The sequence below is a fragment of the Ketogulonicigenium vulgare WSH-001 genome (assembly GCF_000223375.1).
Taxonomy (GTDB): domain Bacteria; phylum Pseudomonadota; class Alphaproteobacteria; order Rhodobacterales; family Rhodobacteraceae; genus Ketogulonicigenium; species Ketogulonicigenium vulgare.
This window is the reverse complement of the sequence record NC_017385.1, coordinates 74,638-98,591: the sequence shown is the minus strand read 5'-3', so window position 1 is coordinate 98,591 and position 23,954 is coordinate 74,638. Positions and strand designations below refer to the sequence as shown.

General features: G+C 60.5%; 19 protein-coding genes and 1 pseudogene. 6 read left to right on the top strand and 14 right to left on the bottom strand.

Annotated features, from left to right (window positions below):
• Positions 1-2 precede the first annotated feature (2 nt).
• Genes KVU_RS15430 through KVU_RS16155 form a run of 5 tightly spaced genes read right to left on the bottom strand, consistent with a single transcriptional unit; the run spans position 3 to position 7,624 of the window.
• The gene (locus KVU_RS15430) at positions 3-3,242 is read right to left on the bottom strand and encodes a type I restriction endonuclease subunit R (RefSeq protein ID WP_013385732.1); all 3,240 of its coding nucleotides are present in this window, start codon (positions 3,240-3,242) and stop codon (positions 3-5) included.
• Positions 3,239-4,165, bottom strand: a complete 927-nt coding sequence (locus KVU_RS15425) for a GIY-YIG nuclease family protein (protein ID WP_013385731.1) — start codon at positions 4,163-4,165, stop codon at positions 3,239-3,241. Before KVU_RS15425 ends, KVU_RS15430 begins: the two co-directional genes overlap by 4 nt.
• Complete coding sequence (locus tag KVU_RS16325) at positions 4,162-5,400, bottom strand: restriction endonuclease subunit S (RefSeq protein ID WP_236953180.1); 1,239 nt, start codon at positions 5,398-5,400, stop codon at positions 4,162-4,164. Before KVU_RS16325 ends, KVU_RS15425 begins: the two co-directional genes overlap by 4 nt.
• Positions 5,397-7,418, bottom strand: coding sequence for a type I restriction-modification system subunit M (locus KVU_RS15415; RefSeq protein WP_013385729.1), 2,022 nt, complete (start codon positions 7,416-7,418; stop codon positions 5,397-5,399). Before KVU_RS15415 ends, KVU_RS16325 begins: the two co-directional genes overlap by 4 nt.
• A gap of 35 nt (positions 7,419-7,453) precedes the next feature.
• On the bottom strand, positions 7,454-7,624 hold the full coding sequence (locus KVU_RS16155; protein ID WP_013385728.1) for a hypothetical protein: 171 nt from the start codon (positions 7,622-7,624) through the stop codon (positions 7,454-7,456).
• A gap of 187 nt (positions 7,625-7,811) precedes the next feature.
• Between KVU_RS16155 and KVU_RS16320 the strand changes: the two are divergent.
• The 3 genes and pseudogenes from KVU_RS16320 to KVU_RS15400 all read left to right on the top strand — a co-directional run.
• Positions 7,812-8,520, top strand: a pseudogene (locus KVU_RS16320) (transposase); the annotation flags it as partial.
• A gap of 281 nt (positions 8,521-8,801) precedes the next feature.
• Positions 8,802-9,737: a hypothetical protein gene (locus tag KVU_RS15405; protein WP_060486321.1), complete on the top strand. Its 936-nt coding sequence runs from the start codon at positions 8,802-8,804 to the stop codon at positions 9,735-9,737.
• 7 nt (positions 9,738-9,744) lie between these two features.
• Positions 9,745-10,290: a hypothetical protein gene (locus tag KVU_RS15400; protein ID WP_254660357.1), complete on the top strand. Its 546-nt coding sequence runs from the start codon at positions 9,745-9,747 to the stop codon at positions 10,288-10,290.
• A 510-nt stretch (positions 10,291-10,800) separates the two neighbouring features.
• Here the strand turns inward: KVU_RS15400 and KVU_RS15395 are convergent.
• From KVU_RS15395 to KVU_RS15365, 7 genes are all read right to left on the bottom strand, one after another.
• Positions 10,801-11,208: a hypothetical protein gene (locus KVU_RS15395; protein ID WP_013385723.1), complete on the bottom strand. Its 408-nt coding sequence runs from the start codon at positions 11,206-11,208 to the stop codon at positions 10,801-10,803.
• Between the two features lies 1 nt (position 11,209).
• A complete protein-coding gene (locus tag KVU_RS15390; RefSeq protein WP_013385722.1) occupies positions 11,210-12,028 on the bottom strand; it encodes a metallophosphoesterase in 819 nt (272 codons plus the stop codon).
• Position 12,029: 1 nt separating this feature from the next.
• On the bottom strand, positions 12,030-12,503 hold the full coding sequence (locus KVU_RS15385) for a DUF6634 family protein (RefSeq protein WP_013385721.1): 474 nt from the start codon (positions 12,501-12,503) through the stop codon (positions 12,030-12,032).
• Between the two features lie 97 nt (positions 12,504-12,600).
• Positions 12,601-13,710, bottom strand: a complete 1,110-nt coding sequence (locus tag KVU_RS15380) for an AAA family ATPase (protein WP_013385720.1) — start codon at positions 13,708-13,710, stop codon at positions 12,601-12,603.
• A 76-nt stretch (positions 13,711-13,786) separates the two neighbouring features.
• On the bottom strand, positions 13,787-14,575 hold the full coding sequence (locus KVU_RS15375) for a metallophosphoesterase family protein (RefSeq protein ID WP_014538170.1): 789 nt from the start codon (positions 14,573-14,575) through the stop codon (positions 13,787-13,789).
• A gap of 230 nt (positions 14,576-14,805) precedes the next feature.
• Positions 14,806-15,156 (bottom strand): IS66 family insertion sequence element accessory protein TnpB, encoded by a 351-nt coding sequence (tnpB, locus tag KVU_RS15370; protein WP_013385717.1) that lies wholly within the window; start codon positions 15,154-15,156, stop codon positions 14,806-14,808.
• Complete coding sequence (locus tag KVU_RS15365; RefSeq protein WP_162467631.1) at positions 15,153-15,719, bottom strand: DUF6634 family protein; 567 nt, start codon at positions 15,717-15,719, stop codon at positions 15,153-15,155. The genes tnpB and KVU_RS15365 overlap by 4 nt, the downstream gene beginning before the upstream one ends.
• Before the next feature lie 538 nt (positions 15,720-16,257).
• Between KVU_RS15365 and KVU_RS15360 the strand changes: the two genes are divergently transcribed.
• From KVU_RS15360 to KVU_RS15350, 3 genes are read left to right on the top strand one after another with little or no spacing between them, the layout of a single operon-like run.
• Positions 16,258-19,341, top strand: a complete 3,084-nt coding sequence (locus KVU_RS15360) for a response regulator (protein ID WP_060486327.1) — start codon at positions 16,258-16,260, stop codon at positions 19,339-19,341.
• The gene (locus KVU_RS15355; RefSeq protein WP_014538167.1) at positions 19,338-20,213 is read left to right on the top strand and encodes a CheR family methyltransferase; all 876 of its coding nucleotides are present in this window, start codon (positions 19,338-19,340) and stop codon (positions 20,211-20,213) included. Before KVU_RS15360 ends, KVU_RS15355 begins: the two co-directional genes overlap by 4 nt.
• Positions 20,206-22,032: a response regulator gene (locus tag KVU_RS15350; protein WP_014538166.1), complete on the top strand. Its 1,827-nt coding sequence runs from the start codon at positions 20,206-20,208 to the stop codon at positions 22,030-22,032. The genes KVU_RS15355 and KVU_RS15350 overlap by 8 nt, the downstream gene beginning before the upstream one ends.
• 143 nt (positions 22,033-22,175) lie before the next feature.
• Here the strand turns inward: KVU_RS15350 and KVU_RS15345 are convergent, their stop codons facing one another.
• Together KVU_RS15345 and KVU_RS15340 are read right to left on the bottom strand one after the other, a co-directional pair.
• Positions 22,176-23,474 (bottom strand): type II toxin-antitoxin system HipA family toxin, encoded by a 1,299-nt coding sequence (locus KVU_RS15345; protein WP_014538165.1) that lies wholly within the window; start codon positions 23,472-23,474, stop codon positions 22,176-22,178.
• Entirely contained in the window at positions 23,474-23,725 is a 252-nt protein-coding gene (locus KVU_RS15340) for a helix-turn-helix domain-containing protein (RefSeq protein ID WP_044008278.1), read from the bottom strand. Before KVU_RS15340 ends, KVU_RS15345 begins: the two co-directional genes overlap by 1 nt.
• Between the last annotated feature and the right edge of the window lie 229 nt (positions 23,726-23,954).

The window sequence follows — 23,954 nt, the reverse complement described above, 5'->3', positions numbered from 1 at the left end:
GATCATTGGCCAAGTTCGATCTGTCCGCCCTGCTTCAAAAGGTCATATATCATGGGGATCAGCAGCTTGATCGCCTGGCGGTCGGATTTGAGGAGCAAGGTGGCGAGGGTCGCGTGGGATGACATGGCCCGCGCAATTGCAGCCTCGACCGCTCCGGGAAGATTCCCTTTCATGGCGCTGGTTTTATCATTGCGTTCGACCTGCGCCATGACCACCGCGTTCTCCCTTACGATCGCAACAATCTGATTCACAAGGCTGAACTGATCATTGAGGGGGGTAGCTTCGCCGAAGATGCTGTTCAGCTTCGAAATGATTTCCTGAATATAGACGGGAACCGAACCAGGCCTTGCGGCACCGCCGGAGCCCTCCGGCTTGAGGATGAGGCCCTTTTTATCCCCGCTTCCCCCATCTTCCCCGTCGGTGCCTTCCGGAGGACGGGTCTTGATATCATAGCCGGTCAGGGTGATTCCGCGGAGATCCACGTTCTCCGGCGGAATGCCGTTGAGCCGGTTTTCCAGGAGCTTGGCGAAGGATGCAAAATTCTCCAACTCCGGATCGCCAAGATCAATGAGCTGGGCGATGTAAGAGTAGGTTCTGGCAAAGCGCCCCAGACCCTTCTTGAACTCCATCATTTGCCCGATAGCCTCGGCGACTCGGGCGCGGTCATGATCCGCCTTCTTCATACCGGCGTCATCACCATCCAGACTGGCCCTTTCGAAGGCATTTTCGGCGGCCTGCGCAACATCACGCAGCCCCCTCAGCCTCTCATTGAAGGTGTCCGTAGGTTCCTGGGTGGCCGCAAACATGGCCCTATGCTCGGTTTGGCCACCGGTGTTGAAGGCCGCGGCGGTCTGGTATCGGGCGGTCATAAAGTTCAGAACATGCCCGTTGTCATAGACTCCCTCAGCGTCCAGCCTGTCCTTGATGTCATAGATGACATTCAGATCCTGGACCTGCTCGATCTTCGCCCCACTGTCATATTGCGCAAAGGCGGCCTGGATGCTGCTCGGATCATTCACGAAGTCGATGATGAAGACCTGATCCTTGCCCGGGAAGGTGCGATTGAGACGCGACAGGGTCTGCACGATCTCGACCGCGTTGGCGATCTTTTTGTCGATATACATCGCCACCAGCTTAGGCTGATCGAAACCGGTCTGGAATTTGTTCGCCACCAGCATCACGCGGTATTCCGGGCGGTCAAAGGCGATCCGCAGATCCTGGCCGCCGATGCCGGGGTTCATATTGTTCTCGGTGAACTCCACATCCTCATCGACGGTGAAGATGTCATTGCTCAGAAGGTCGTCGTTAGGATGCATGACCTCCTTTCCGGTCAGCTTGCCGGAAAATGCCACCAGGGCCCGGATTTCCTGATAGGCCGGGTTGACCTCGATGAAGGCGTCAAAGGCCTTCTTGTAGCGCACCGCGGCCGCGCGGGAGCTGGTCACAACCATGGCTTTGGCTTTCCCATCCAAGCGGTGTGCCACGTTCTTCGAGAAATGCTCCATGATGAACTGGACTTTCTGGGTCACGTTCGTCGGGTGGAGCGCCATCCAGGCGGCCAGGGCGCGTTTCGCGGCCTTGCCGTCCACGCGCTTCTCATCGACCATCTCCTTGCCGAGATTGAATGCGGTCTTGTAGGGCACATAGCCCTCCAGGACATCGAGGATGAAGCCCTCATCGATGGCCTGACGCATCTCGTATTTGTGGAACGCCATCGGCAGGTTGTCGTCCGACGCAGGCCTGGTCGGATCGGCCGGGCGAGCAAAGAGCATCATGGTCGAATGCTTGGGCGTCGCGGTGAAGGCAAAATGCGAGACGTTCGACGGCCGCTTCCGCGAGCTTTGGATTTCCATCAGGATATCTTCGACCGTCATGTCGGCCATATCCTTCTTCGAGGACAGGGCCAGTGTTGCCTGCAGCTTCGAGGCGGTATTGCCGGTCTGTGAGGTATGGGCCTCGTCGATGATCACCGCGAAGTTCTTATCCCGCAACGACTTTTTCGTCAGGATTGCTTCCATGGCGAAGGGGAAGGTCTGAATCGTCACGACGATGATCGGGGTGCCCCTGGTCAACGCCTCCGTCAGCTGGTCGCTCTTCGACTTCGAGGATTTTTCGCGGTCGATGGCGGCAATTAGCCCATTTTGATGATCGATCTGCTGCACCGCATCCTGCAACTGTCCATCGAGAACATTGCGATCCGTCACGATGATGGCGGCGTCGAAGATCGGCATGCCGTCCTCCTTGCGCAGCTTGATCAGATCGTGGGCGGTCCAGGCAATTGTCGAGGTTTTGCCGGAACCTGCGCTGTGTTCGCACAGATATGCCTGCCCGGGCCCCTTCGCCCTGGCGTCCGCGATCATCGAGTTCACCGCATCGAACTGGTGGTAACGCGGGAAAATCAAGGTTTCCTTGACGGACCAGTTGCCTTTCAGGTCAACGACGTTCTTCTTCTCCACATAGACGAAGCTGTGGAAGATCCGCAGGAAGTTGTCGGGCCGGCAGATCCGCTCCCAGAAATAGGCAACCGGGTATTCCCCATCCGGGCGGGGCGGGTTGCCGCCGTGGCCATCGAAGCCCTGGTTGAAGGGCAGGAAGAACGTATTCTCGCCGGCCAATTTGGTTGTCATCCAGATCTCGCTGTCCGACATGGCGAAATGCACCACGGCGCCGCGCTTGAACGTCAAGAGCGGGTGCTTGCGTTTCGAGACCGGATCGACCGGCAGGCGGTCATTGCGATATTGGTTCTTGGCGTGTTCGATCGATTGGGTGAAATCCGTCTTCAGTTCGACCGTGGCCAGAGGCAGACCGTTGAGGAAGAACCCCAAGTCGATCGCCAGTTCCCGGCCAGGATGGTATTTGAGCTGCGGCACCACCCGCAGGCGGTTCGAGGCATAGCGATGCAACACATCGGCGTTGCGCTGGTCCTCCGGCGCGGCCTCGGACAGGTCCAGATGACCGCAGCCCGCGATCGAGAAGCCACGCCGCAGGACATGCATCAGGCCGTCCTTTTCCAGCGCGGCCTCAAGGCGCTTCATCACCACCTCGCGCGTCTTATCGCCATTCATGGCGGCAAGCTTGTCCCATTTCGGGCCTTGGGTGGTCTTCAGCCAGGCCTCGAGGTCGTCGGGATAAAGGGCGTAATCCGGATCGTATCCGGCGCTGTCGCCCACCAGCCAGCCTTGGGCGGCCAGTTTCTGGACGATGTAGGACTCGAGATGTTTTTCGTGGTGCAGATCGCTCATGCGCTCTCTCCCTGCACGGCGGCCTGCGCCTGCTGCCAGTCGTGATAATTCTGTGACGATCCGCGAACCTTCCATTCCAGACGCCCATTGCTGTTGCGGTCGAGGACCACCGCGGCAGCGGCAGAGGGGCTGTTGAACGACCAGGGGCACGAAAACCGCATACGGCCCTCACCGCTCGGGACCAGAACCCCGTCGGCAATCAGCTTCTCCTTGAGCCCGCCATAGCTCTGCTGGACATATCCAGTTCCGGTCAGCGCCTCGGAACCCTCAAGGACCACGAATTCGCCCTCTTCCTCGACGGCGGTCGCCCGGACGCCGCTTTTATGGCGGATCTCGAAATGGACCTCCGCTTCGGTTCGCGCCTCGGGCGGCGTCGCCATCTGGGTCACCGCTTTCGGTTGGGGCTTCAGCATATCCACGCCGATCACCGGCAGGATGATCCGCAGGTTGGCAAGGAATTGTTCCATATTCGCGACATCGGCCTCGGGCAGACGGCGACGGCCTGAGGCGGGTTGGGTGCCGTTGTCCAGAACCACACGACCAGCCTGTGCGGCCAGAGCGATCAGCCTGCATTCCAGATACTCGGCGTGCCCTTTGGAAAGGTCATCGTCACTGGTGGTCACCGCGATCGCGGTCTCCCAGAAATCACGCTTCTTGGCGCTTTGCTCGATCCGTTCGGAGACGGCGTTCCCCGAGCCGATATAGACGCGGGTCACGCCTAGATTATCCGTGTCCGGCCCGGCCAGGATATAAACGCCGGTCCGGTCAACCTCGATACGCTTGGTAAGATCGCCAAAGGCGGACGCCCCGCTGACAAACAACAAGCCGGTCCAGCCGTGAATGGTCGCCTTGCGCAGGCCCGTGGGTTTGCCATCCACCAGGAAAAGCTGAATGGTGCGTCCGAAAGACTCAGCGGTGCTCATGCCGCATTCCTTACGTCAATCTTGCCGGTCACGGCGGCGGTGATCAGGGTCGAGCGTTTCTCTTTCAGAAGCTCGATGCTGCGATCCGTTTTGGCAACGAGGCCGTCGATGCGGGCGGTTTCACGGTCAATGTGATCGGCAATCCGAATTTGCTCATCCACGGGAACACGTGGCAACTTGACCTTTCGGAAATGGCTGAAGTTCATGTCCTGACCATCTCGGATGAAGCTAGTGGTCAGGCGCAACGCCTGAATATATAGGCTCGATTTCAACAAGTATCCAAAGAATCGCCCTTCGACTTCAGGACCACACCTCAGGACGGAATAGGATGAACGCACGCTACCCACAGCACGGGCCCGCTCAAGTCCGCCATCCATGCTACGCATTGAAATCACGAAGTCACCAATTTCAGTGTGCTTACGCTTGTCGAGATTTGTAACGGCCATAGTGACTTGGCGCTGTTCCAATGCTTCGAACTCTTCCAGCGGGATCACACCGTATTTTTGCGTGGCCGAAAGCATTTGATCACCTTCATGGGCACGCTCTTTGCTTTCGGTGAACAAAGCTGTCGGCGGAACCGTATCCCAGTGTTCAGGGATCTGTCCCAACCAGTCCTGCCCCGAATCCTTCATCGGCACACCGGCATCGATCCCCTTTGTCACCGCATGGGTGATCAAGGCGGCGCGCTTTTCTTTCAGAAGCTCGATGAACCGGCCCTTCTTTTTGATCAGCCCATCAATGCGCGCGGTCTCGCGGTCGAGGAAGATCGCGATGGCGGTTTGCTCTTCGAGGGGTGGAGTTGGCACCTTGATTGATCCGACAAAACCCCATTCCGCCCGTGGCATCTTTGCACCTGTCGTAGAGCCATTCACACGATCGATGAAACCCGGTTCCAGCAATTGATACGCCGCAAAGCATGGGTCAACGTGTTTTTGGTGGCGAAGTGCCCAAAGATCTCCAACCGCTTCCCCATCTGTTTCAGTAAGGTGAACCTTAGCCAAGTAGGGGCGAAGTTTACCAAACAAGATGTCACCTTTTTTGAAGGCAACTCCTTCACCTTCGAAGGTAGACGCAGTCTCGATTGCACGGCCCGTCCAACTTTCGATGTTCTCAAGGGCCATAACTTTGCCGCCTTTGGGAAACTTATCTGAGAGCCGGCGGAGATTGTGCTTGAGCGGGACGCGTTTCCAACCTGCCGGCAATCTGTCGTTGGATATCACAGTCATGTCGTTCATGCTGTCACCTCCGCCAACATCCCGGCAATCTCGGCCTCCACCGCCTTCAGCTCGGCGTCGATGTCTTCCAGCTTCCGCGGCGGCTGGTATTCGTAGAAATGCCGGTTGAAGTTGATCTCATACCCAACAATGCCGATGTCCCCATCGGTTTCATCCCGGTAGGTTTCGTCGATATAGGCATCCTCGGCATGGGGCAGCACCTCGGAGGCCAGATAATCGTGGATATCCGTGGTCAGCGGCACGTTCTCGTAATCGGTCAGGTCATCATCCGGGATGACGTTGCCCTTTTTGTCGGTCACCGGATCCATATCCGGGTCATGGACCGCAAAGGCCTTCTGAAACGCCTTGATCAGCCCGACATCGACCTTGCCCAAATCATCATCGCACTTGGCCGCATTCTTGGCAAAGCTCTCGATCCAGTGCCAACTTTCCGTGCGGCCCAGATTTTCGCGGAAAAGACCAAGCCAACCGGCCTGTTGGCCTGCGCTGCGCTTTTCCCAAGCCTTTTCATCGGCCAGGGCCGCGATGCCCTCCTCGGAAATGATCATCTTCTTGCGCAGCGGGCGCAAAACCCGAATACGGCGATAACCGAAATCGGTCGCTTGAAGGATCAGGCTTTCCTTGGTTTGGACGAACTCGGAATACATCCGCACGATCTCGGCGGTCTGGTCCTCGCCCACGCGGCGACGCTTGTTGCCCTCGCTCTTGCGCATGGGCTCATAAAGCCCGGTCGCGTTGATCAGCTGCACCATGCCCTTGCGGTGCTTCGGCTTCTTGTTGGACAGGATCCAGATGTAGGTGCCAATGCCGGTGCGGAAGAAGATCTCGGTCGGAAGGGCGATGATGGCCTCGACCACGTCCTGCTCCAGCAGATAACGGCGGATCTCGGACTCACCCTGACCGGCATTGCCGTTGAAGAGCGGCGAGCCGGACAGGACGATCGCCGCACGGCCGCCGCCCTTGATCGGATCCTCAAGCTTGGACAGCAGGTGCAGCAGGAACAGCATGGAGCCATCCGAGACGCGCGGCAGCTTCGGGCCAAAGCGCCCCTCGAACCCCTGTTCAAGATGTTCCCGGGTCACCGCGTCGGCATCCATCTCCCATTTCTTGCCGAAGGGCGGGTTCGAGACGCAGTAATGGAATTTCTCACCACGGTGCTTATCCGCCGAGAGCGTCGAGCCAAGCTTGATGTTCTTCGACAGATCCCGGCCTGGATCGGATTCCAGCGTTTTCAGCAGCATACCTGCCAGGCAAACCGCGTGCGTTTCCGGTTCAAGCTCCTGACCATAGGGAACGATCACCGGAGCGATGGAATAACGGTCCTGCAGGCTGCGAACATGTTCCATGCCGTCAGACAGAAAACCGCCCGTGCCGCAGGTCGGGTCATACAGGGTGCGGATGAGACCCGGGTTTTCGATGAACAGCTGGTCATCCGGATCCAGCAAAAGCTCGATCGCCAGATGGACCACGTCGCGGGGCGTCATGAAGTCCTCGGCCGCCTCGTTCACCTCGGCGCCGAAGCGGCGGATCAGGTGTTCATAGACGTTGGACATGACCCGTTCGGGCACCGCATCCGGATGCAGATCGATCGCCGAGAAGTTCAGGCAGATCTTGTAGAGCACCCCGGCCCGGTCCATGCGGGCAATGGTGTTGGCGAAATCGAATTGCTCGAAGATGACCCGGGCATTTTCCGAGAACTGCGCGATATAGTCCTCGAGGTTCTGACGTGTCCGGGTCGCGCCCAGGCTGGCCAGGGAGTAATTCGAGGTGTTGTAAAACGGGAAGCCGGTCTGCTGACGCAAGATGACGTCCAGGTCGATCCCGCTGTCCTTCAGGGACTTCACGGTTTCCCGGACCTGTTCCCGTGTCGGCTCGAGGACGCATTCTAGACGACGCAGCAGGGTGAAGGGCAGGATGATCTTGCCGAATTCGACATGCTTGAAGTTGCCCCAGAGATCATCCGCGTTCTTCCAGATGAAATCCGCAAGGGATGTGTTCTTTACCTGCGTCTCGCTCAATGCCTTCGTCCTTCGAAAATCAGCACGCCCGTGCCTCAAGGTTCTTCGCTTTTGCTCTCAAAATGCTGTTTCATAAGGCTGAAAGCCAAGCGGAAACCGTCAACCTGGCTCATCCGGTTACGAACGCAGAACTCCTTGAAATCCCAGCGTTCATCCTCCGTGATCTTCAGGTTCAGGTTGGCCAGCTTTTCGGGCTCTTGGGGCATTTTTCCTATCCTTTCAGGAAATATAAGACGCTTTCGTTATTTCGTCAATGGAAGAAGGAACGAAAGTATATTTTCTGGGTCACTTCACAAAGAGCAGGTCTCGGACAGAATGTAAAAGGCAAGTCGACGTTGACGATGCAACTCTGCCTTGGCGCAGCTGGGGGCGCCGCTGGTGAAAGGCTGAGGCGCGATAAAGAGCTTCCGGTCAAGGCCAGAGGGCACACCGCCCGACGACGACCCGGGAAGCCCGCCCGGATCCGAGGCCACCCCCGAAGATCAACCCGCACCAACTGAACCCGAGACCGACCCCATGCCCACGACCGCTGCCAGAACCGCACCGCCGAAGTCGATTTCCGGCGCGAGAAACGATCCAATGCCACCCATTTGTCCATGACCGATTCTGACGCACGGCTCTACAAAAAAATCTCCGGGCACCGGGACGATGCTGTGCTTCATGGACCATGCGCTGATGGAGAGCCGCTCGGGCCTGATCGTGCAGGGTGACCCGACGGTAGGTCGACAGCCATGTCGAACGGCGCGCGGCATTGGACATGACCCACCACCACTCTTCCGGATCGACCCGACAGCTGACACTGGGCGCCGACAAGGGCTTCAACGCGACCGAGTTCGTCGCCGACCTGCGCCAAGCATGCGTTACCCCATATGTCGTGAAGACGTCGAGATATTCGGCGATTGACGGCCGAACGACCAGGCACGAGGGCAATGCCTTGTCGATCAGGAATCGCAAACGGATCAAGGAGGCCTTCGCTTGGGCCAAGACCGTCGGCAGAATGGCACACACCGTCTATCGCGGCGTCGAGCGGGTCCGCTCCCGCTTAGTCCTGACGATGGCCGCCAACAACCTCGCCGGTCTGCCGAGGCTGCTGGCCGCATGACGATGCGAAACCGCCTCAGCCACTCATGCCTCCCGCGGCCAACCCGCCGAAGTTGAAGGGCGCACGTCGTCTAAGCGGGGGATCGTTCTTGCCCAGAGACTTCTTCAGCGGCCAGCTAAGGCCCTGGGCCCGCAACGTCGGCGAGAGCAAGTTGTTCGCCGGCAACGCGGCGAGATGCTAGCTATGGTGATATAATTGCGGGATGAAAGCCTATTGTCTATTGCCTCGCTCTAAACGATTGAAACACTATCGATCAAGAGAGACAGTCACGAGGCTTCAACTTGCCACAGATTCACAAGACCCTTGAGTATCGCCGCGCCCGCTTCAACGTAGCTGGACAAAACCTTGAACAACTGACGCGGCAAGCATGGGGTCAGTTTGCAACTCATGTGGATCGCGCGGTTAACGGCAGCAACCACTCGACGATTGCAGGGATGCGTGGGCGCGATGGCGGCGCAGATGGATTTTATGTGCATGGCGCACGGTTCAACGACGGTCAGGGTGTCGGCACTATCCCTATGGTCCCGGCCGCAGAAGTTGACCTTGGTGAGCGCCAACCCAACGCTGGCGAGAATTTCGTGAACTCGGATTTCCTCGCTTTGATACGAGGCAATCACGTCATTTGCCTGAATTGTGGTCGGAATGGTGGGGCGCTGCGCAGCTATCTGTCCGCCCTCTTCAAGAAAGCAGGGCTGCCGGTTGATGCCCAGCAATTCGAACTGGTTCGGGTTGAAAATCCGAAGAACCTCGCGGTTATCGAGGCGGTTGGTGTCAAAAGCATTGACCTCAAGGTCAGCATTGCAGAGGCGACCGCCGACGAGATCATCGACAGCCCGGCTGCCGGCGGGACATGGAAGAATGCCGTGAAAAAGATCGGAGAAGCCTTCCTCGGCTTGACCGAAAAAGATGCCGAGTTACGGCAGTTGCGCGAAGCGGAGCAGGGTTCAGTTACCGTATCGATCAATGTGGACAAGCGCGATGCCACCTCTGCGCCTCACGGCCTCGATCACTTTGCAAGCGAGTTCGTAGAGGACGAGGAAGCTGAAGGCTATATCATCCATCTGCGTAACAATACCAAGATCACACCGCACGAAATTACTGTCAGAAAGCCTGTGAAGCTGGAAGCCCATGCAAATTCAGTCAGCGTCATCCAAGCGTGGGATGCCTTAAGAGAATTCATGGGCGAACTTGCGGAAAACGGCCAACTGGAGGCGTAGGGCGGGGATGGTAGCCAAGTCTGGCAATCGCGACTGGTGGCGACTGGGTAAACTTGCCGGAGCCACAATCGTGTCCGGTGTTGTCGGCTACTATTTTCAACCGATGGTCGCCAATAACACCAATGCGGTGAACACGGTTGTCACGATCTTTTCAATCCTTGCGGGGTTTCTTATTGCGGTGATTACCTTGATTGCCGAACCAACCCTGAAACAGGCGAAGAGCTGGCAGGAACTGCAATTGATGAAGCACACGGTCCAGCGAAAGCTGTTCCGCCAGAAACTGCTCTTCTTCCTCTATCTGATTACGCTTGGCGTGGCCTTGGGCACGTTTCTTGTGCCTGATGCGCAGGCCGAATTGCGACGGTGGCTTGAAATGGTATTTCTTGGCCTCGCCACGTTTGTTTTCCTCGCGTCATTCGATCTTCCCGGATCGCTCATGAGAATCCAGATGGAGCGATATGAGGCTGAATTGGATGCGACGAAGCCGCAGGTTTTGAAAGATGCCGCGCAGGCCGCTGTGGATGCCGTGAAAAGGGCGGATGCGCCAAAGTAGCATTCCGTGCAGGGTAATGGCATCCGGCATTGGGACAAGGGCGGTGGTGGTCTGTCGCTTATGCAGGAGCTGGTAAGGCTTACCTTGCCAGCCACGGGCCAACTGGGCGCTTGGCACATCCAAAAAGGCCGGGATCGGGTAGGTCAAGCGCGGCGATCTGCGCTGCTAGCAGTTGATCAAGCTGCTGGAAAAGCGGGACTACACCTCGGTTGAGCTTGGCCTGGGAGCGGGACGAGATTTGTTATTTGTCTCTTTAATTGCGTGATTTAATCAAGCCTATCTGAGCCCACACTGGGGTCATGCTCCTCTTTTAGGCTCCAGACTCATTAACTTCAGAGCCAGAAGAGGACGGTTGCAGCGAGAGCTATTGCCGACCCTAGAGGGAGATCTGAACTACACCGGCACGGAAAATGCCTGGAACTGAGGCGTAAAGACGGAGGTTTCTCACGGTTGCCGACCGGCTTTCGACCAACGAGGGTGCGTGAGCTTTTACGAGGAAGCTGCGGCCTGTTAGCCATGCCGAACCGGCTCGATATATCGCCGGAATGCGGCGACGATTGCCGCGTCCTCATGGCCAAACCGCTGCGTCGGCGCACAACCGAAATCGACGTGGCCGCGGTTCAGCCAGTAACACAGCCTCAGGTTGCTGACGCAGGCTGGTCTGAGATTCAGGATAGCGCCGACCACATCGAAAATCCGGCCGTTCGCCATGTCGAACTGGAACTGCGGCAACATGGTCTTGCCATTCTGAACCACGGCGATGATGCCATCACTGCTGGCCAGGCCGCAGACGGCACCCTCCGGATCATCTGTTTCGATGCGCAGCAGCGCGCAGCCCTGCGACGCATCCATCAGCTTGATGCTGGCGAGGAGGCGCTCCTCGACGCTGGTTTTGTCCGTGGAATTTTCCGGTGGCATCCTATTTCCCCTTGGGAACGGCGCGGTTCCGCGTCTCATCGAAGCTGAATCCGGCTGGAAGCGTAACCTCGCTGACGGAGAGGTAGCCGCCAATGCATTCCGGGCAGACACGCCGGCCCTCCGGCAACCATTTGCGCATGGCCTCTCCCATGAGGACGATCGTCTCGTTCGTCGCGGTCATCACGATCCGCCCCTGGCGCACCACGGCATGGCCGGAGACCAGGGCCGGATCGAGGATCCGGCCACAGCCCGCACACAGCGCCTTGGGCCAGGCGCGGCCCGGCTCGACCTGATCCCAATGCGCATTGACCGGTAGGCGCGCGGCCCGCCGTTCGATTTCCTGCAGCTTGACCGGCCGGAAATCCCAGACGTCCACGCCGACGTTGACGCTGTTGCGCGACCCTCGCCAGTTCTGGTGGACATGGCCGAAGAGCTGCAACCCCTGGTGCCGTGCGCCGGGCCAAGTGATCATGGGATAGTGGCAGAGAAACAGCCGCCGCTTGTCCACGACGATATCGGCCGTTTCCGCCACGCTGTCCCAGGGCAGATCGCAGACCCAGTCCTGATCGTGATTGCCCCGGATCAGGTGCTTGCGGCCCGGCAGGGCATGATAAATGGTGCGCACCTCGCGCCGTTGCGCATCGGTGGATCTTCCCGCGATGAAATCTCCTAGAATCCAGAGATCATCGTCGGGCCCAACCCGCTCCCGGCATTCGGCCAGCAGGTGCGCGCTCATCGCGGCCACGTCCGGGAACGGACGGTCGCAGAAACCGATGATCCGGTCATGGCTGTAGTGCGGATCGGCGGTGAACCAGTGCATGTCAATCCTCCTCACCGGAGGCGGCACGGTCCGCCGCATCGATCCCGCGCACCCGCGCGATATATGTGGCCAGAAGCTTCTGAAGCAGCTCCGGGTCGTCGATGTTGGCGAATCCCGGCAGGGTGAACTGGACGGAGCCCGCGAGTTTCGCCTTTCCGTTCATGGAATCAGCCAGTTCCGCTGCGAGCGCGTCGATGGACCGGCCGAGCCGATACCAGCGCGACGCGGTCCGGGCCCAACCGGCCTCGGGATCGATCGCAATGAGCTGCGAGGTGTGGATGCTTGCATTGCCGAGGAGGGGGTGATCGGACACCTCGCCCCAAAGCATCACATGCCCGCCGGGCGAAATCGCCGCCTTCCAGTCCGACAGCAGCGGCGCATGCGCGAGGTCCGCCTCGGACGGTCCGGCCTCGGCTGCGGCAATAGCGCGTAGAACCTTGTCGAACCATTCGCGGTCGATGGGTGAAAGTTTCATGATGGTTTCTCCGGTTTGATGGCATGAAGAGGGCGGCTGCGGCGATGCCGCAGGCGCGTTGGATTCAGGGGAAGTATGGAAAGGTGGATGGGCCGGCTCAGTGGAGCGTCGGCCCTTGTTCCAGATCGGCGGCGCGCTCGAGCATGCGGGCCGCGACCCGCAGGCTGAGCCGATCCCGCTGCAGGGTTGGATGGGACAGGATCTCGCAGATCGTCTCGACGCTCGTCTCGGACAAGGCGCGCTTCGCGCCCTCGCGGCGCACGAAGGCCTGCAGTTCCGGAAGGGTGAGATGACGCAGCCGGATCGGCGGGCAGCGGCTGAGCAAGGGCTCGGGCAGCAGCTGGAAATCGTTCGAAGTCAGCACCCAGATCACCCAGCTCATGTCGAACTTCACCTGGTAATAGGGGCAGCTCCAGCGCTTCGCGGTCAGCGGTTCCAGCAGGGGCAGCAGACCTTCGGCCAAACCGAAGGCCTGACCCTTGGTCGAGACGGCACGCCCGGCCTTTTCCACCTCATCCACGACCATGACCGGGTTGGCGATGCGGCTTTGCAGCACCGTTTCGATCAGGCGGCCCGGATGGGACCCGCCCCAGCCGCGCTGAGAACCGACCACCCCGAAACTGGCATTCTCGCCGGTGGCCTCGATCACCGTGGTCGGCGTGGCCAGAAGCTCGCCGAGGCGCCGCGCCAATTCGCTTTTGCCAATGCCGGGTGGGCCGTCGAGCAACAGCGGCGGGATCTTGAGGCCCGGCAGACCTTCACGCACCGAGCGGCGCATCGCGTGCCAGACGATTTCGGTGGCCGGCGCCATCCAGGGCATCTCGGCATGAAGCATTGCAGCGAATTCGTCGGCGTGATGCTCGCTGGGGATGGAGATCAGCCGGGCGCCGTCTTTCAACACCTCAAGCCGCGCCCGATCATCCGATTTCAGGTGTTCGAGGCCGGAAGCGGCTTTGCGCAGCTCCAGGATCCGCCTCACCCGGCGCTTGATGCGCGCCTCGTCGTCATCGCTGAACCTGATGATCCCCATCAGATCCGCGTCAGAGATCTCGCCTGGCGCATCGGCTTCGTCGGGCGGGGCCGGAAGGTCCGGAGGGATCCTCTTGCAGCGCAGCTTGCGCAGATGCCGCATCAAGCGGGTTTCGAGTTCAATGCGGCCCTCGGCCGGGTTGAAGAAGCGGGCTTCTATAAAGGGGATGGTGGACATGGGAATACTCCGGGCATGAGGGGTCCGTCGGCCGAGGGAGACCCGGCCGGGAAAGACGCGTTGGGGGTGAAGGTGATCAGGCGCCGGGGAAGATCAGGCCGCGCAGCAGAAGTTCGGCCTCACCGCCTTCGGGCACCTCGTCGGGGTAGCCGACCGAGACGTTGATGACCGGCGCGCCGCGGATGCGGGCCGAGAGCGGACGATGCGTGTGGCCGAAGAACCAGTAGTCGGGCCGGTGCGCCTCGATCCAGCCGTCCAGATCCGAGGCGAAGGCCGGGCTGATGCCGGAGATCGGACCGGAGACCGCCGTGCCCGGGGCATGATGGGTGACGATGACGGTTTGGCCAGGCCAGGGTTTGGCCATTTCCCGCGTCAGCCACTCGAGGTGATCGCGGTGAATCGCGACGGTGTCCTCGGGCGTGATGAGATCCCCATCGAGCCGACGGATCCGGCCGTAATCCGGCATGACCATCCCGGCGCGCGCCATGGCCGCCTCCGGATCGCCGGTCAGCGCAAAGTCTGTCCAGAGCGTGCAGCACAGCAGCCGATAGTTGCCGAAGGTCAGAACCTGCTTCTGGGCAAGGTTCGCCCCGGTTTCCACTGCGATCCGGGCCAGAACATTGTCGTCGAGCATGGCCCCATAATAGTCATGGTTGCCCGGGATCACCCAGATCCGGGCGGGCGAGACCAGCCGCGTGATACGGGACAGCGCCCGAGGCCAGTTCCGTTTCGGATTATTGGCGAGGTCGCCCGCGATGATCAGCGCGTCGAGGTCGCGCAGCACCGGCAGGACGCCAGTGAACGGATCGCGCCCCGCGCGAACCCAGAGGTCGAGGTGCAGGTCGGCGGTGATCAGGATGGTCATTGACCGCGCGCCCCTGTGGTCAGATCGGGGTCGGGCGCCCTGTGCCCGGTGGGAACGAGGCCGTCCTTGGCCAGCATGATGATGGGGGGCGGAACGGAAATCTGGTTACGCGAATGTCCGGAAAGCATGGGTATATCCCTTGAAAGCAGGCATGATGGATCGGAGCCGTGGCACAACATGCCCGGGCTGTGTGGATGGAAACCGGAAGGGCCTTCCGGTCTGCGGGTTGGTCAGAGAAACGAGGGTTTGCGCACCGAGGCCGCCGTCACGGCCCGCCAGTCGATCCCCTCGAACAGGGCATCGAACTGCACCTTGCTCAGCACCCCTGGCCCGGTCTGCGGCTTCGGCCAAGTGAACCGCCCGCCGTTCAGGCGCTTCATGGTCAGCACCAAGCCGGTGCCATCCCAGGCCAGCAGTTTCAGCCGGTCTGCGCGGCGGGAGCGAAACACGTAGATGGCGGCATCGAAGGGATCGAGCTCGAAATGGTTGGCGACATGCGCCACCAGCCCGTCCATCCCCTTGCGGAAATCGACCGGTTCGGAGGCGAGGAAAATGCGGAAACTGCCGGCGGGGGAAATCACTGCGAGGCCCTCAAGAGAGAAGGGGGTGGCCGGCAGGCATGCATCAGGCGAACAGTCCGAGCAAATTCCGAAAGCAGACTTTCCAGCACCCTCGGGTCGATGGGCATATAGCCTGCGGTCTCAATCATGCCTATCTGGCGCGCGATGCCGTTCAAATGTGAGGGTGCCCGTGACCGTTGCTGGGCGAAGGAAAGACCCAGACGGATCAAGCCCTGCAAGCTGCGGGCCCAGCTGCCGGATCGGTCAATCGCCAGCAGTCGCGATGTCAACACGGGGCGGCACCCGAGGCGGGGATCATCCATCAGGACTCCCCAAAGCGCAGGAAACCCTTGCATGGAAAGGCAGGGCTGCCAAGCCTCAAGGACGATCGCGTCTGCGAGATCGTTGGGGCAGGGCGGATCTGCGCAAAGCAATGCAAGAATGCGCCCGAAATGCGTTTCGGTGATCGGCGCGGGGACTGTTGTGACCTTTGAGTGGCCGTGAAGGGATGACAGCAGCGGCTCGGCAGCCGGAGCGAGTGAATTCAAGGAACAGGACAGCATCTTCAGCGGACCTTTCAGCATAACCTGCTGTTCAGAGACAAAAGATTCTCCGACGCAGCAGTGGCGACATTGTAGCTGGCCAGCCTGTGCTTCGAGGCGGTCGCTGGTCAGTGCCTGAGGTGTTGCTGAAATGTTCCCGAGACGTCAATCGGGCCGATCGAGTATCGCAGTGGCCTGGACCGCTGGTTGGAAGGGGAAAGCGAGAAGATCGGTCTTGACCGTAAGGCGTTGAAATATATTGATATCAATCAGTTTAACGGTCCAATGGCAAACATTTGGCCAACCAGTGGTCGCCGAAACGGACAAAATGGCTTCTTTTTGGCCGTCGGTTCAGAAACCGAGGGCCAACACCGACAATCAGCCAAGATTTAGTTCCATTTTGGAAATTCGTATAATCCTGATTATGTAATCCTAAATTATCGCTGTAAATTTGCATTTTAATGGGAACCAAATCAAACCCCGCGTATTAGGTGCCGATAGGCCCAATTTCCGTATGCCGGAACATTTCTGGGCTGCGCGCATGGATTGGCCGCATAGCGAGCCTGAGGAAGTGGAACGAATGACCGAAAAACGGCAAGGGCTGCAGGATACACTCGCGCTGGTGGGGGTCGCCGTGATCGTCGCGGTGACATTCGTCGGGGATGTGATCTCGCCCGTCATCTATAACGTCTGGCTTGCCTATTTCTTGGCCTTGGTGCTCAGTTTCAGCACCCGTTACATTTGGCTGCCGATCGTGGTCGTCGGGATCGTCGCGCCGCTGATGTGGATGGGGATCGTGCTGACGGACAGCACCTCTATTCCCTATGTCACGGTGCTGAACCGCTCGCTTGCGGTGGGTGTGATGCTGGTGCTTGCGGGCGTTGGCGCGCTGACGGTACGGGCACGGCGTATGGTGAACGCCCATGACTGGGAACAGCGCACGCAAATGCATCTGGCCCGCCGCCTGCTGGGCGATCTGACCCGGCAGGAAATCGGCCAGCGCAGCGTTAATCTGCTGGCCTTGGCGCTGGGGGCCAAAGCCGGCGTCGCCTATGAATTGCGCGGCAATCGCCTGGAATTTCTGGCCGGCTTCGGCCTTGCCGCTGATCGCCCGCCCGTACATGGCCAGGGTCATCTGTGGCGCGCCGTCCATGACGATCAGGTCATCCACCTCAAGGTCGCGGGGGAACATGCTTTGGGCTGGGGCACCGGGCTTTTTGCCGGTAAGTCGGCGCAATCCTTGATTATTCCGCTGCACGAAGGTGGGCGCGTCAACGGCATTTTGGAATTCGGCCTCGATGTGATGCGCCGCAATCTGAGCACCGAATTTCTGGAACAGGCCGCGCGCAAGATCGGGATCGAGCTGCGCTCGGCCAGCTATCGCGAAGAAATGGAGGCGCTGCTCGAGGAAACCCGCCGTCAGGCCGAAACCCTGCACAGCCACACCGAGGAACTCGCCGCCAGCAACGAGGAGCTGGAGGAACAGTCCCGCGCCCTGATCGAGAACGAAGCCCGTATGCGCGAGCAGCAATCCGAGCTGGAGGAACAAAACGCCCAGCTCGAGCAGCAAACCTCGCAGCTTGAGGAGCAGCGCGACGCGCTGGCAGCCTCGCGCCAGCAACTGGCGGATCAGGCGGGCGATCTGGCGCGCGAAAGCCGGTATAAGTCCGAATTCGTCGCCAATATGTCGCACGAGCTGCGCACCCCGCTGAATGCGCTGCTGATCATGGCGCGGCTGCTGTCGGAAAACCGGCCGCACAACCTGTCGCCGGAACAAATCCAATGGGCCGAAACGATTGAAAGCTCGGGCCGTGATCTGTTGGGGCTGATCAATGATATTCTGGATCTGTCGCGGATCGAGGCGGGCAAGGTCGACGTCGACCCCGAAGTCACCCAGCCAAAGGACGTCGCCGCACGCATGATGCGGGCCTTTGCGGTCCAAGCCTCGGAATCGGGACTGAAATTGGTGTCCGAGGTTGCCGATGACGTGCCCGAAATCACCACCGACGTCGGCAAGCTGGAACAGATCCTGCGCAACTTCCTGTCTAATGCGCTGAAATTCACGCAAAAAGGCAGTGTGACCCTGTCGGTCGCCCGCAGCGGTGCCGAGACTGTGACCTTTAGCGTGAAAGACACCGGGATTGGCATCGCCGCCGAACAGCATGACGCGGTGTTCGAGGCCTTCCGTCAGGCCGATGGCTCGATCTCGCGCCGCTTTGGCGGCACGGGACTGGGGCTGTCGATCTCGCGTGATTTGGCGGGGATTCTGGGCGGCGATGTGATGCTGGAAAGCACGCCCGGTAAGGGCAGCACCTTTATCCTGACGCTGCCGCTGCACTTAACCGCCCCGGTGCCCGAGGCTGACATCAACCCCCGACCCGCCCGTTCCGATCAGGCCATGCCCGTGATCGACGGCCCGCTGGGTGGGATTTCCGGCGTCAGCGATGACCGCGGTGCCAGCCTTGATCACCCCGAAGAACACACGTTGCTGATTGTCGAGGACGACGCGGCCTTTGCACAAATCATGCGCGACCTCGCGCGTGAATTGGGCTTTCATGCCATCGTTGTCGGCACGGCGGATGACGCTGTGCGTGCCGCGCAGCGGCACCGCCTGAACGGGATCGTGCTGGATGTCGGCCTGCCTGACCATTCGGGGCTGACCGTGCTGGACCGGCTGAAACGCGACCCGAAAACCCGCCATATTCCGGTGCATATCGTCTCGGCCCAGGATCGCCTGCGCGAGGCCTTGGCCCAAGGTGCCGTCAGCTATCTGCACAAACCCGTCGCGCGCGAGGCTTTGGCCAAAGTGCTGGAAGGCATCAGCAAACAGCTGGACCGCCGCCCCCGCCAATTGCTGATCGTCGAGGATGACCCGACCCAGCTCAGCGGGTTGAAAGCACTGCTAGGCTCGGATGACGTGATTACCCGCGGCGCCGCCACAACCGCCGAGGCCATCGCCGCCTGCCGCGAGACGGTGTTCGACTGTATCGTTCTGGATATGACGCTGCCCGATGGCTCTGGCTTTGACCTTTTGGAAAAGCTCAGTGCGGACGAAAATGCCGCCTTCCCGCCAGTCATCGTCTATACGGCCCGCGCCCTGACCGAGGCCGAGGAACAGCACCTGCGCCGCTACTCGCGCTCGATCATCATCAAAGGCGCGAAATCGCCCGAGCGGCTGATCGACGAGGTCACTCTGTTCCTGCATCAGGTCGTCTCGGATCTGCCGCAGCGCCAGCGCGAAATGCTGGCCGCGTCGCTGAACCGCGATGCGCAGCTGGAAGGTCGCCGCATTCTGGTGGTCGAGGATGACGTCCGTAACATCTATGCGCTGACCGGGGTGTTCGAGCCGCACGGCGTCCATGTCCAGATCGCCCGCAACGGCCGCGAGGCCCTCGAGGCGCTTGGCCGCAGCGCCGATAGTGCCAGCCCGAAAATTGATCTGGTGCTGATGGATGTGATGATGCCCGAAATGGACGGGCTGACCGCCACGCGCGAGATTCGCCGCATCCCGCAGTGGAAAAACCTGCCCATCATCATGCTGACCGCAAAGGCGATGGCGGATGATCAGGCCCAATGTCTGGCGGCAGGCGCGAATGATTACCTGTCCAAGCCGCTGGATGTCGACAAGCTACTGTCGCTGACCCGCGTCTGGATGCCGCGATGAAGGCGCGCGCCGATGCCGAGGCCGACGCCGCCGATATCGAACTGGATCTGTTCCTCGAGGCTTTGAACCGCCGCTATCATTATGATTTTCGGTCCTATTCGCGCGCCTCGCTGACCCGGCGCGCGAATGTGGCGCGCGAGCGGCTGGATTGCGTCACCCTGTCCGAGCTGCAAGGCAGGTTGCTGCGCGATCCCGACGTGCTGCACGAGGTGATCGACGCGATGACGGTGCAGGTCAGCGATCTGTTTCGCGACCCGGCCTATTACCGCGCGCTGCGCGAGCAGGTCATTCCCCATCTGCGCACCTTCCCCTCGCTTAAGGTCTGGGTCGCGGGCTGCGCCAATGGCGAGGAGCTTTACTCGCTGGCGATCCTCTTCGAGGAAGAGGGCCTGCTCGATCGCACCATGTTCTACGCGACCGAGATCAACCGTCGCGCGCTGGGACGGGCCAGCGCGGGCATCTATGATATCGGCCGCGTCCCCGGCTTTACCGCCAATTACCAAAACGCGGGCGGGCGCGGCTCGTTGTCGGATTATTACACGGCCGCCTATGGCAGCGCCGCATTCAACCGCCGTCTACGCCAGCGCACCTTGTTTTCCGAACATGATCTGGCCACCGACGAGGTCTTTTCCGAGGCCCATCTGATTTCCTGCCGCAATGTATTGATTTACTTTGACAATACCTTGCAAGATCGCGTCATCGGCCTTTTCGCGCAATCCTTGGTGCGCGGCGGGTTCCTTGGCCTTGGCGCGCATGAGACCTTGCGTTTTTCCAGCCATAGCGACGCCTTTCAACCGTTCAACGAGAACGAACGTATCTGGCGCCGTGCCGCCTACCCGCAATCCACTGTTCCGGAGACATCCGATGCCTAACCGTAATATCCGGTTCCTTTTGGTTGATGATATCCGCGACAATATGGTCGCGCTCGAGGCCCTCTTGCGCCGAGACGGGCTAGAGGTCGACATGGCTGGCTCCGCCCCCGAAGCGCTGGAAATGATGCTGCTGCGTGATTATTCACTGGCTTTTGTTGACGTGCATATGCCCGATATCAACGGCTATGAATTGGCGGAACTGATGCGCGGCACCGAACGCACGCGCGAAATCCCCATCATCTTTGTCACCGCCGCCGAGCGCAACGAAACCCGCCGTTTCCGCGGCTATGAGGCGGGCGGCGTCGATTACATCTTCAAGCCAATCGACCCGGTGATGCTGAAATCCAAGGCCGAAGTCTTTTATCGCATCGCCCGTCAGGCCAAAGAGCTCGAGGCGCAGCGCGACGAGCTGCGCGGCATCGCCCGCGACCGCGACCTTGCCATTGCCAGCCTGCGCGCCCATGCGAATAACTCGCCCCTCGCGCTGGTGGAATGCGACGCAGACCTGTCGGTGCGTGGCTGGTCCGAAGGGGCCGAGCGTCTGTTTGGCATCAAACAGGATGATGTGATTGGCCGCACGCTCAATTGCGCTGGCTGTTTCGACCAAAGCGCGCTGGATATGCTGCATAACTGGGTCGCATCGCTGGATCATCATGCGCGCCACACGGCGGAAATCCTTGCAACCAGCCCCGGCGGGCCGCTGAACTGCGAAATTTACGGCTCGGTTCTGACCGATCCCGCGCTGGGGCGCACCTCGCTGTCGCTGCAAATTCTGGATGTGACCGAACGCCACCGCGCCGAAGAAGTCCGCTCGCTGCTGGTGGGTGAATTGAACCACCGCATCAAAAACACCTTGGCGAATGTGCAGGCAATCATGCGGCAGACGCTGCGCACCTCTGGCGATCTAAAGGAATTCGGCGGGCGGTTTTCGGGCCGTTTGCAGGCGCTTGCGCGCGCCCATTCGATCTTGTCCAATGTGACATGGTCCAGCGCCTCGATGGACGAGGTGATCGACGATCAGATCAAGGCCGGCACGCTGGACAATGACAGCCTGCACCGCGAGGGGCCGAAAATCGCCCTCTCGCCGGAAAACACGCTGCGCCTTGCGCTGGTGCTGCACGAACTCGGCACGAATGCCACAAAATATGGCGCGCTTTCGACCCCCGATGGCCATGTCACCCTGAAATGGCAGATCGAGGGCGAGGATCTGGTGCTGGAATGGCGCGAAAGCGGCGGCCCGCCTGTTTCCCAACCGCAGGGCAAGGGCTTTGGCTCGTCCTTGATTGCCACCGGATTTGGCGACAGCCGCGCCAGCGTCGATTGGCGGCCCGAAGGCGTGGTCTGGACAATCAAGGTCGCGCGCGGCTTTGAGCGGATGCACAGCCCCCGCGCTATTGCCGTCCCGCATCAGCAGCCCGCCCCGACCCGCGATGCCGCCATTGCGGGCCTGCGCGTGCTGGTGGTCGAGGACGAGCCGCTGGTCGCCATGGATATCAGCCTCGGCCTCGAAGAAGGCGGCGCAACCATTGTGGCGGTGGCGCGCAGCCTCGACGAGGCGGTGCGGTCGGCCCAACTGGCCGATGTTGATGTCGCGCTGCTCGATGGTAATCTGGCGGGCGATCCGGTCGATCAGGTGGCGCGGATCTTGCATGATCGCGGCGTGCCGTTTTGCTTTGTCTCTGGCTATGGCCGCGAACATCTGCCGACCGGTTATCCCGACGCCCCGATCCTTGCCAAACCCGCCTCGCCCGACATGCTGCTGTCGACATTGCGCAAGATCACGTCGAAAAAAGTCCTCGCCAACGCTGTTTCGGAATAATTGCAAAAAAGGTGGGAACCACCGCCCGCCTCTTGCGTTCTTTCCATGTCGCTTAGATGGATATGAACTGCCAGATAAGCCGAGAACAGGGGTTGTCCCGGCCCCCGCGACCCGCATTGTCCCGTGCGGGTCGCCTCGTTTTTTCAGGTCATTGTCATCAGTCTGGGCAAGCGCTGGTCAAACCCCGCGCGGATCGCCGCGATCATCTCCTGGTCCTGCACTGTGTCTGATGCCGCCTCAAAGGCCGCGGCGGCGCTTTCGGCAATCTCAGCGCAAATCGCCAGGACCTGCACCCGCGACAATCCGGCATCCAGCCCGCTTTCCAGAATATGGCGGCCGGTGATATCCCCTATGCGATAATAGCGGCTTGCCCCCATCCGCATCGCGAGGCGCATATCCCCGGGCTGCATCTGCCCCGCCGCCAGCGCCGGTTGCAGGCTGATCACATCATACAGCGGTGCCAGCCGGAACCGCCCGCCGGGGGCCATGGACAGGCTGAAATTCTTGGCATGGCCATCGGTCGCGCCCATCAGCCAGAACAGGATATTCGCCTTGAAAAAATCCAACCGGTCCTGCACCGGCTGATCGCTGGCCTGCAACAGCGCGCTGATCTCGCGGATGCCCGGGCCGCCATCGCTTTGATATTTCAGGCTGGACGGCACGCCGAGGGCCTGACAGCAATCCTCTTGCGGCAGGCGGATCAACCGCCCATCCGCCGTCCACAGCCGGTCAAACCGGGTGACAACCAGCGTGCTGAGGCCATTGAAATCCGCAACCTGCGTGTCAGCCACGCGCAGACCGAAACCGGCCAGCAGGCGCAGACAGAAATGCTCGTTCTGGGGGGCGTTGCGCAGATCGACCCCACTGGGCAGCAGCCCGATCGCGGGTTTCAGGATATGGGTCGTAGGGGTCGCCCCGCGCGGCGCGAACCACTGATCGCCCTGCCGCAGCAGCGCCGTCTTTTCCTGCGCCCCAGCGACCGAAATGCGGAAGTCCCGCGTGCGGTCCAGCCCCAGCGGCGCGGCGCTCAGGTTCGATAGCAGCGCGCCAATCTGCGCCGCGCTCAGCGGATCGGCCTGCAGCCCCTGCGCGTCAGGCACCTCGCCCGCTGGCAGAAATTGCAGCGCGCCGACGCAATCGCGCCCAATCTCGGCCAGCAGGCTGAACGCATCCGCACCGCCCGCCCCGACCCGCGCCGCCAGACGGTCGCGGATCTGCGGGTGATCGGGCAGCAGGTTGTCAAAAACCGCAATCACCGCCGCGCCTTGATGGCGTGCGCCCTGCAATGGCAACGCCCGCGAGATCGGCAGCCGGCCCGGCCAGTCCAGCCAGCTTTGCGCATAGGTGAACAGATGCGCGCCCCCGCTTTGCCGCGCAAACTGCCCGACAAGACGTGCGTTCATATAGACATCCAATGGCGGATAGGCCCGGCGACGTCCCATCAGAACAGATCGGCAAAACTGTCGGGATCGGTGCGGCTGCGCGGCACGACCTGCAATTCCAGATCCAGCGCGGCGAGCAGATCAAACAGCGTTTCCAGCCTTGCATCCGCCGCGCCGGTTTCCAGCGTGGAAACCGTGCGCTGCCACAGGCCCGCTTTTGCGGCAAGGTCAGCCTGCGACAGCCCCCCTGCCTTGCGGGCCTGCCGCAGCACATGTCCGATATCTTTGGGTGAGCGAATGATATGGTCCATGTGCAGATCATGATCCAAAGATCATAATCTGTCAATATGATCTATAATTCATAGATGAGCCTTATGATCCATAGATCATGCGCGATGATTCGGACTTCAACACCGCAGCAGATGGCTGCTTTTGGCACTCTACCCGCATTGGAATAAAAAACGATAGGTTCGTTTTCTGCATGCCTTCGCAATCGCGCAGATCATTCTATGCGCTGTGATTGACCGGGATCGGCGCGCA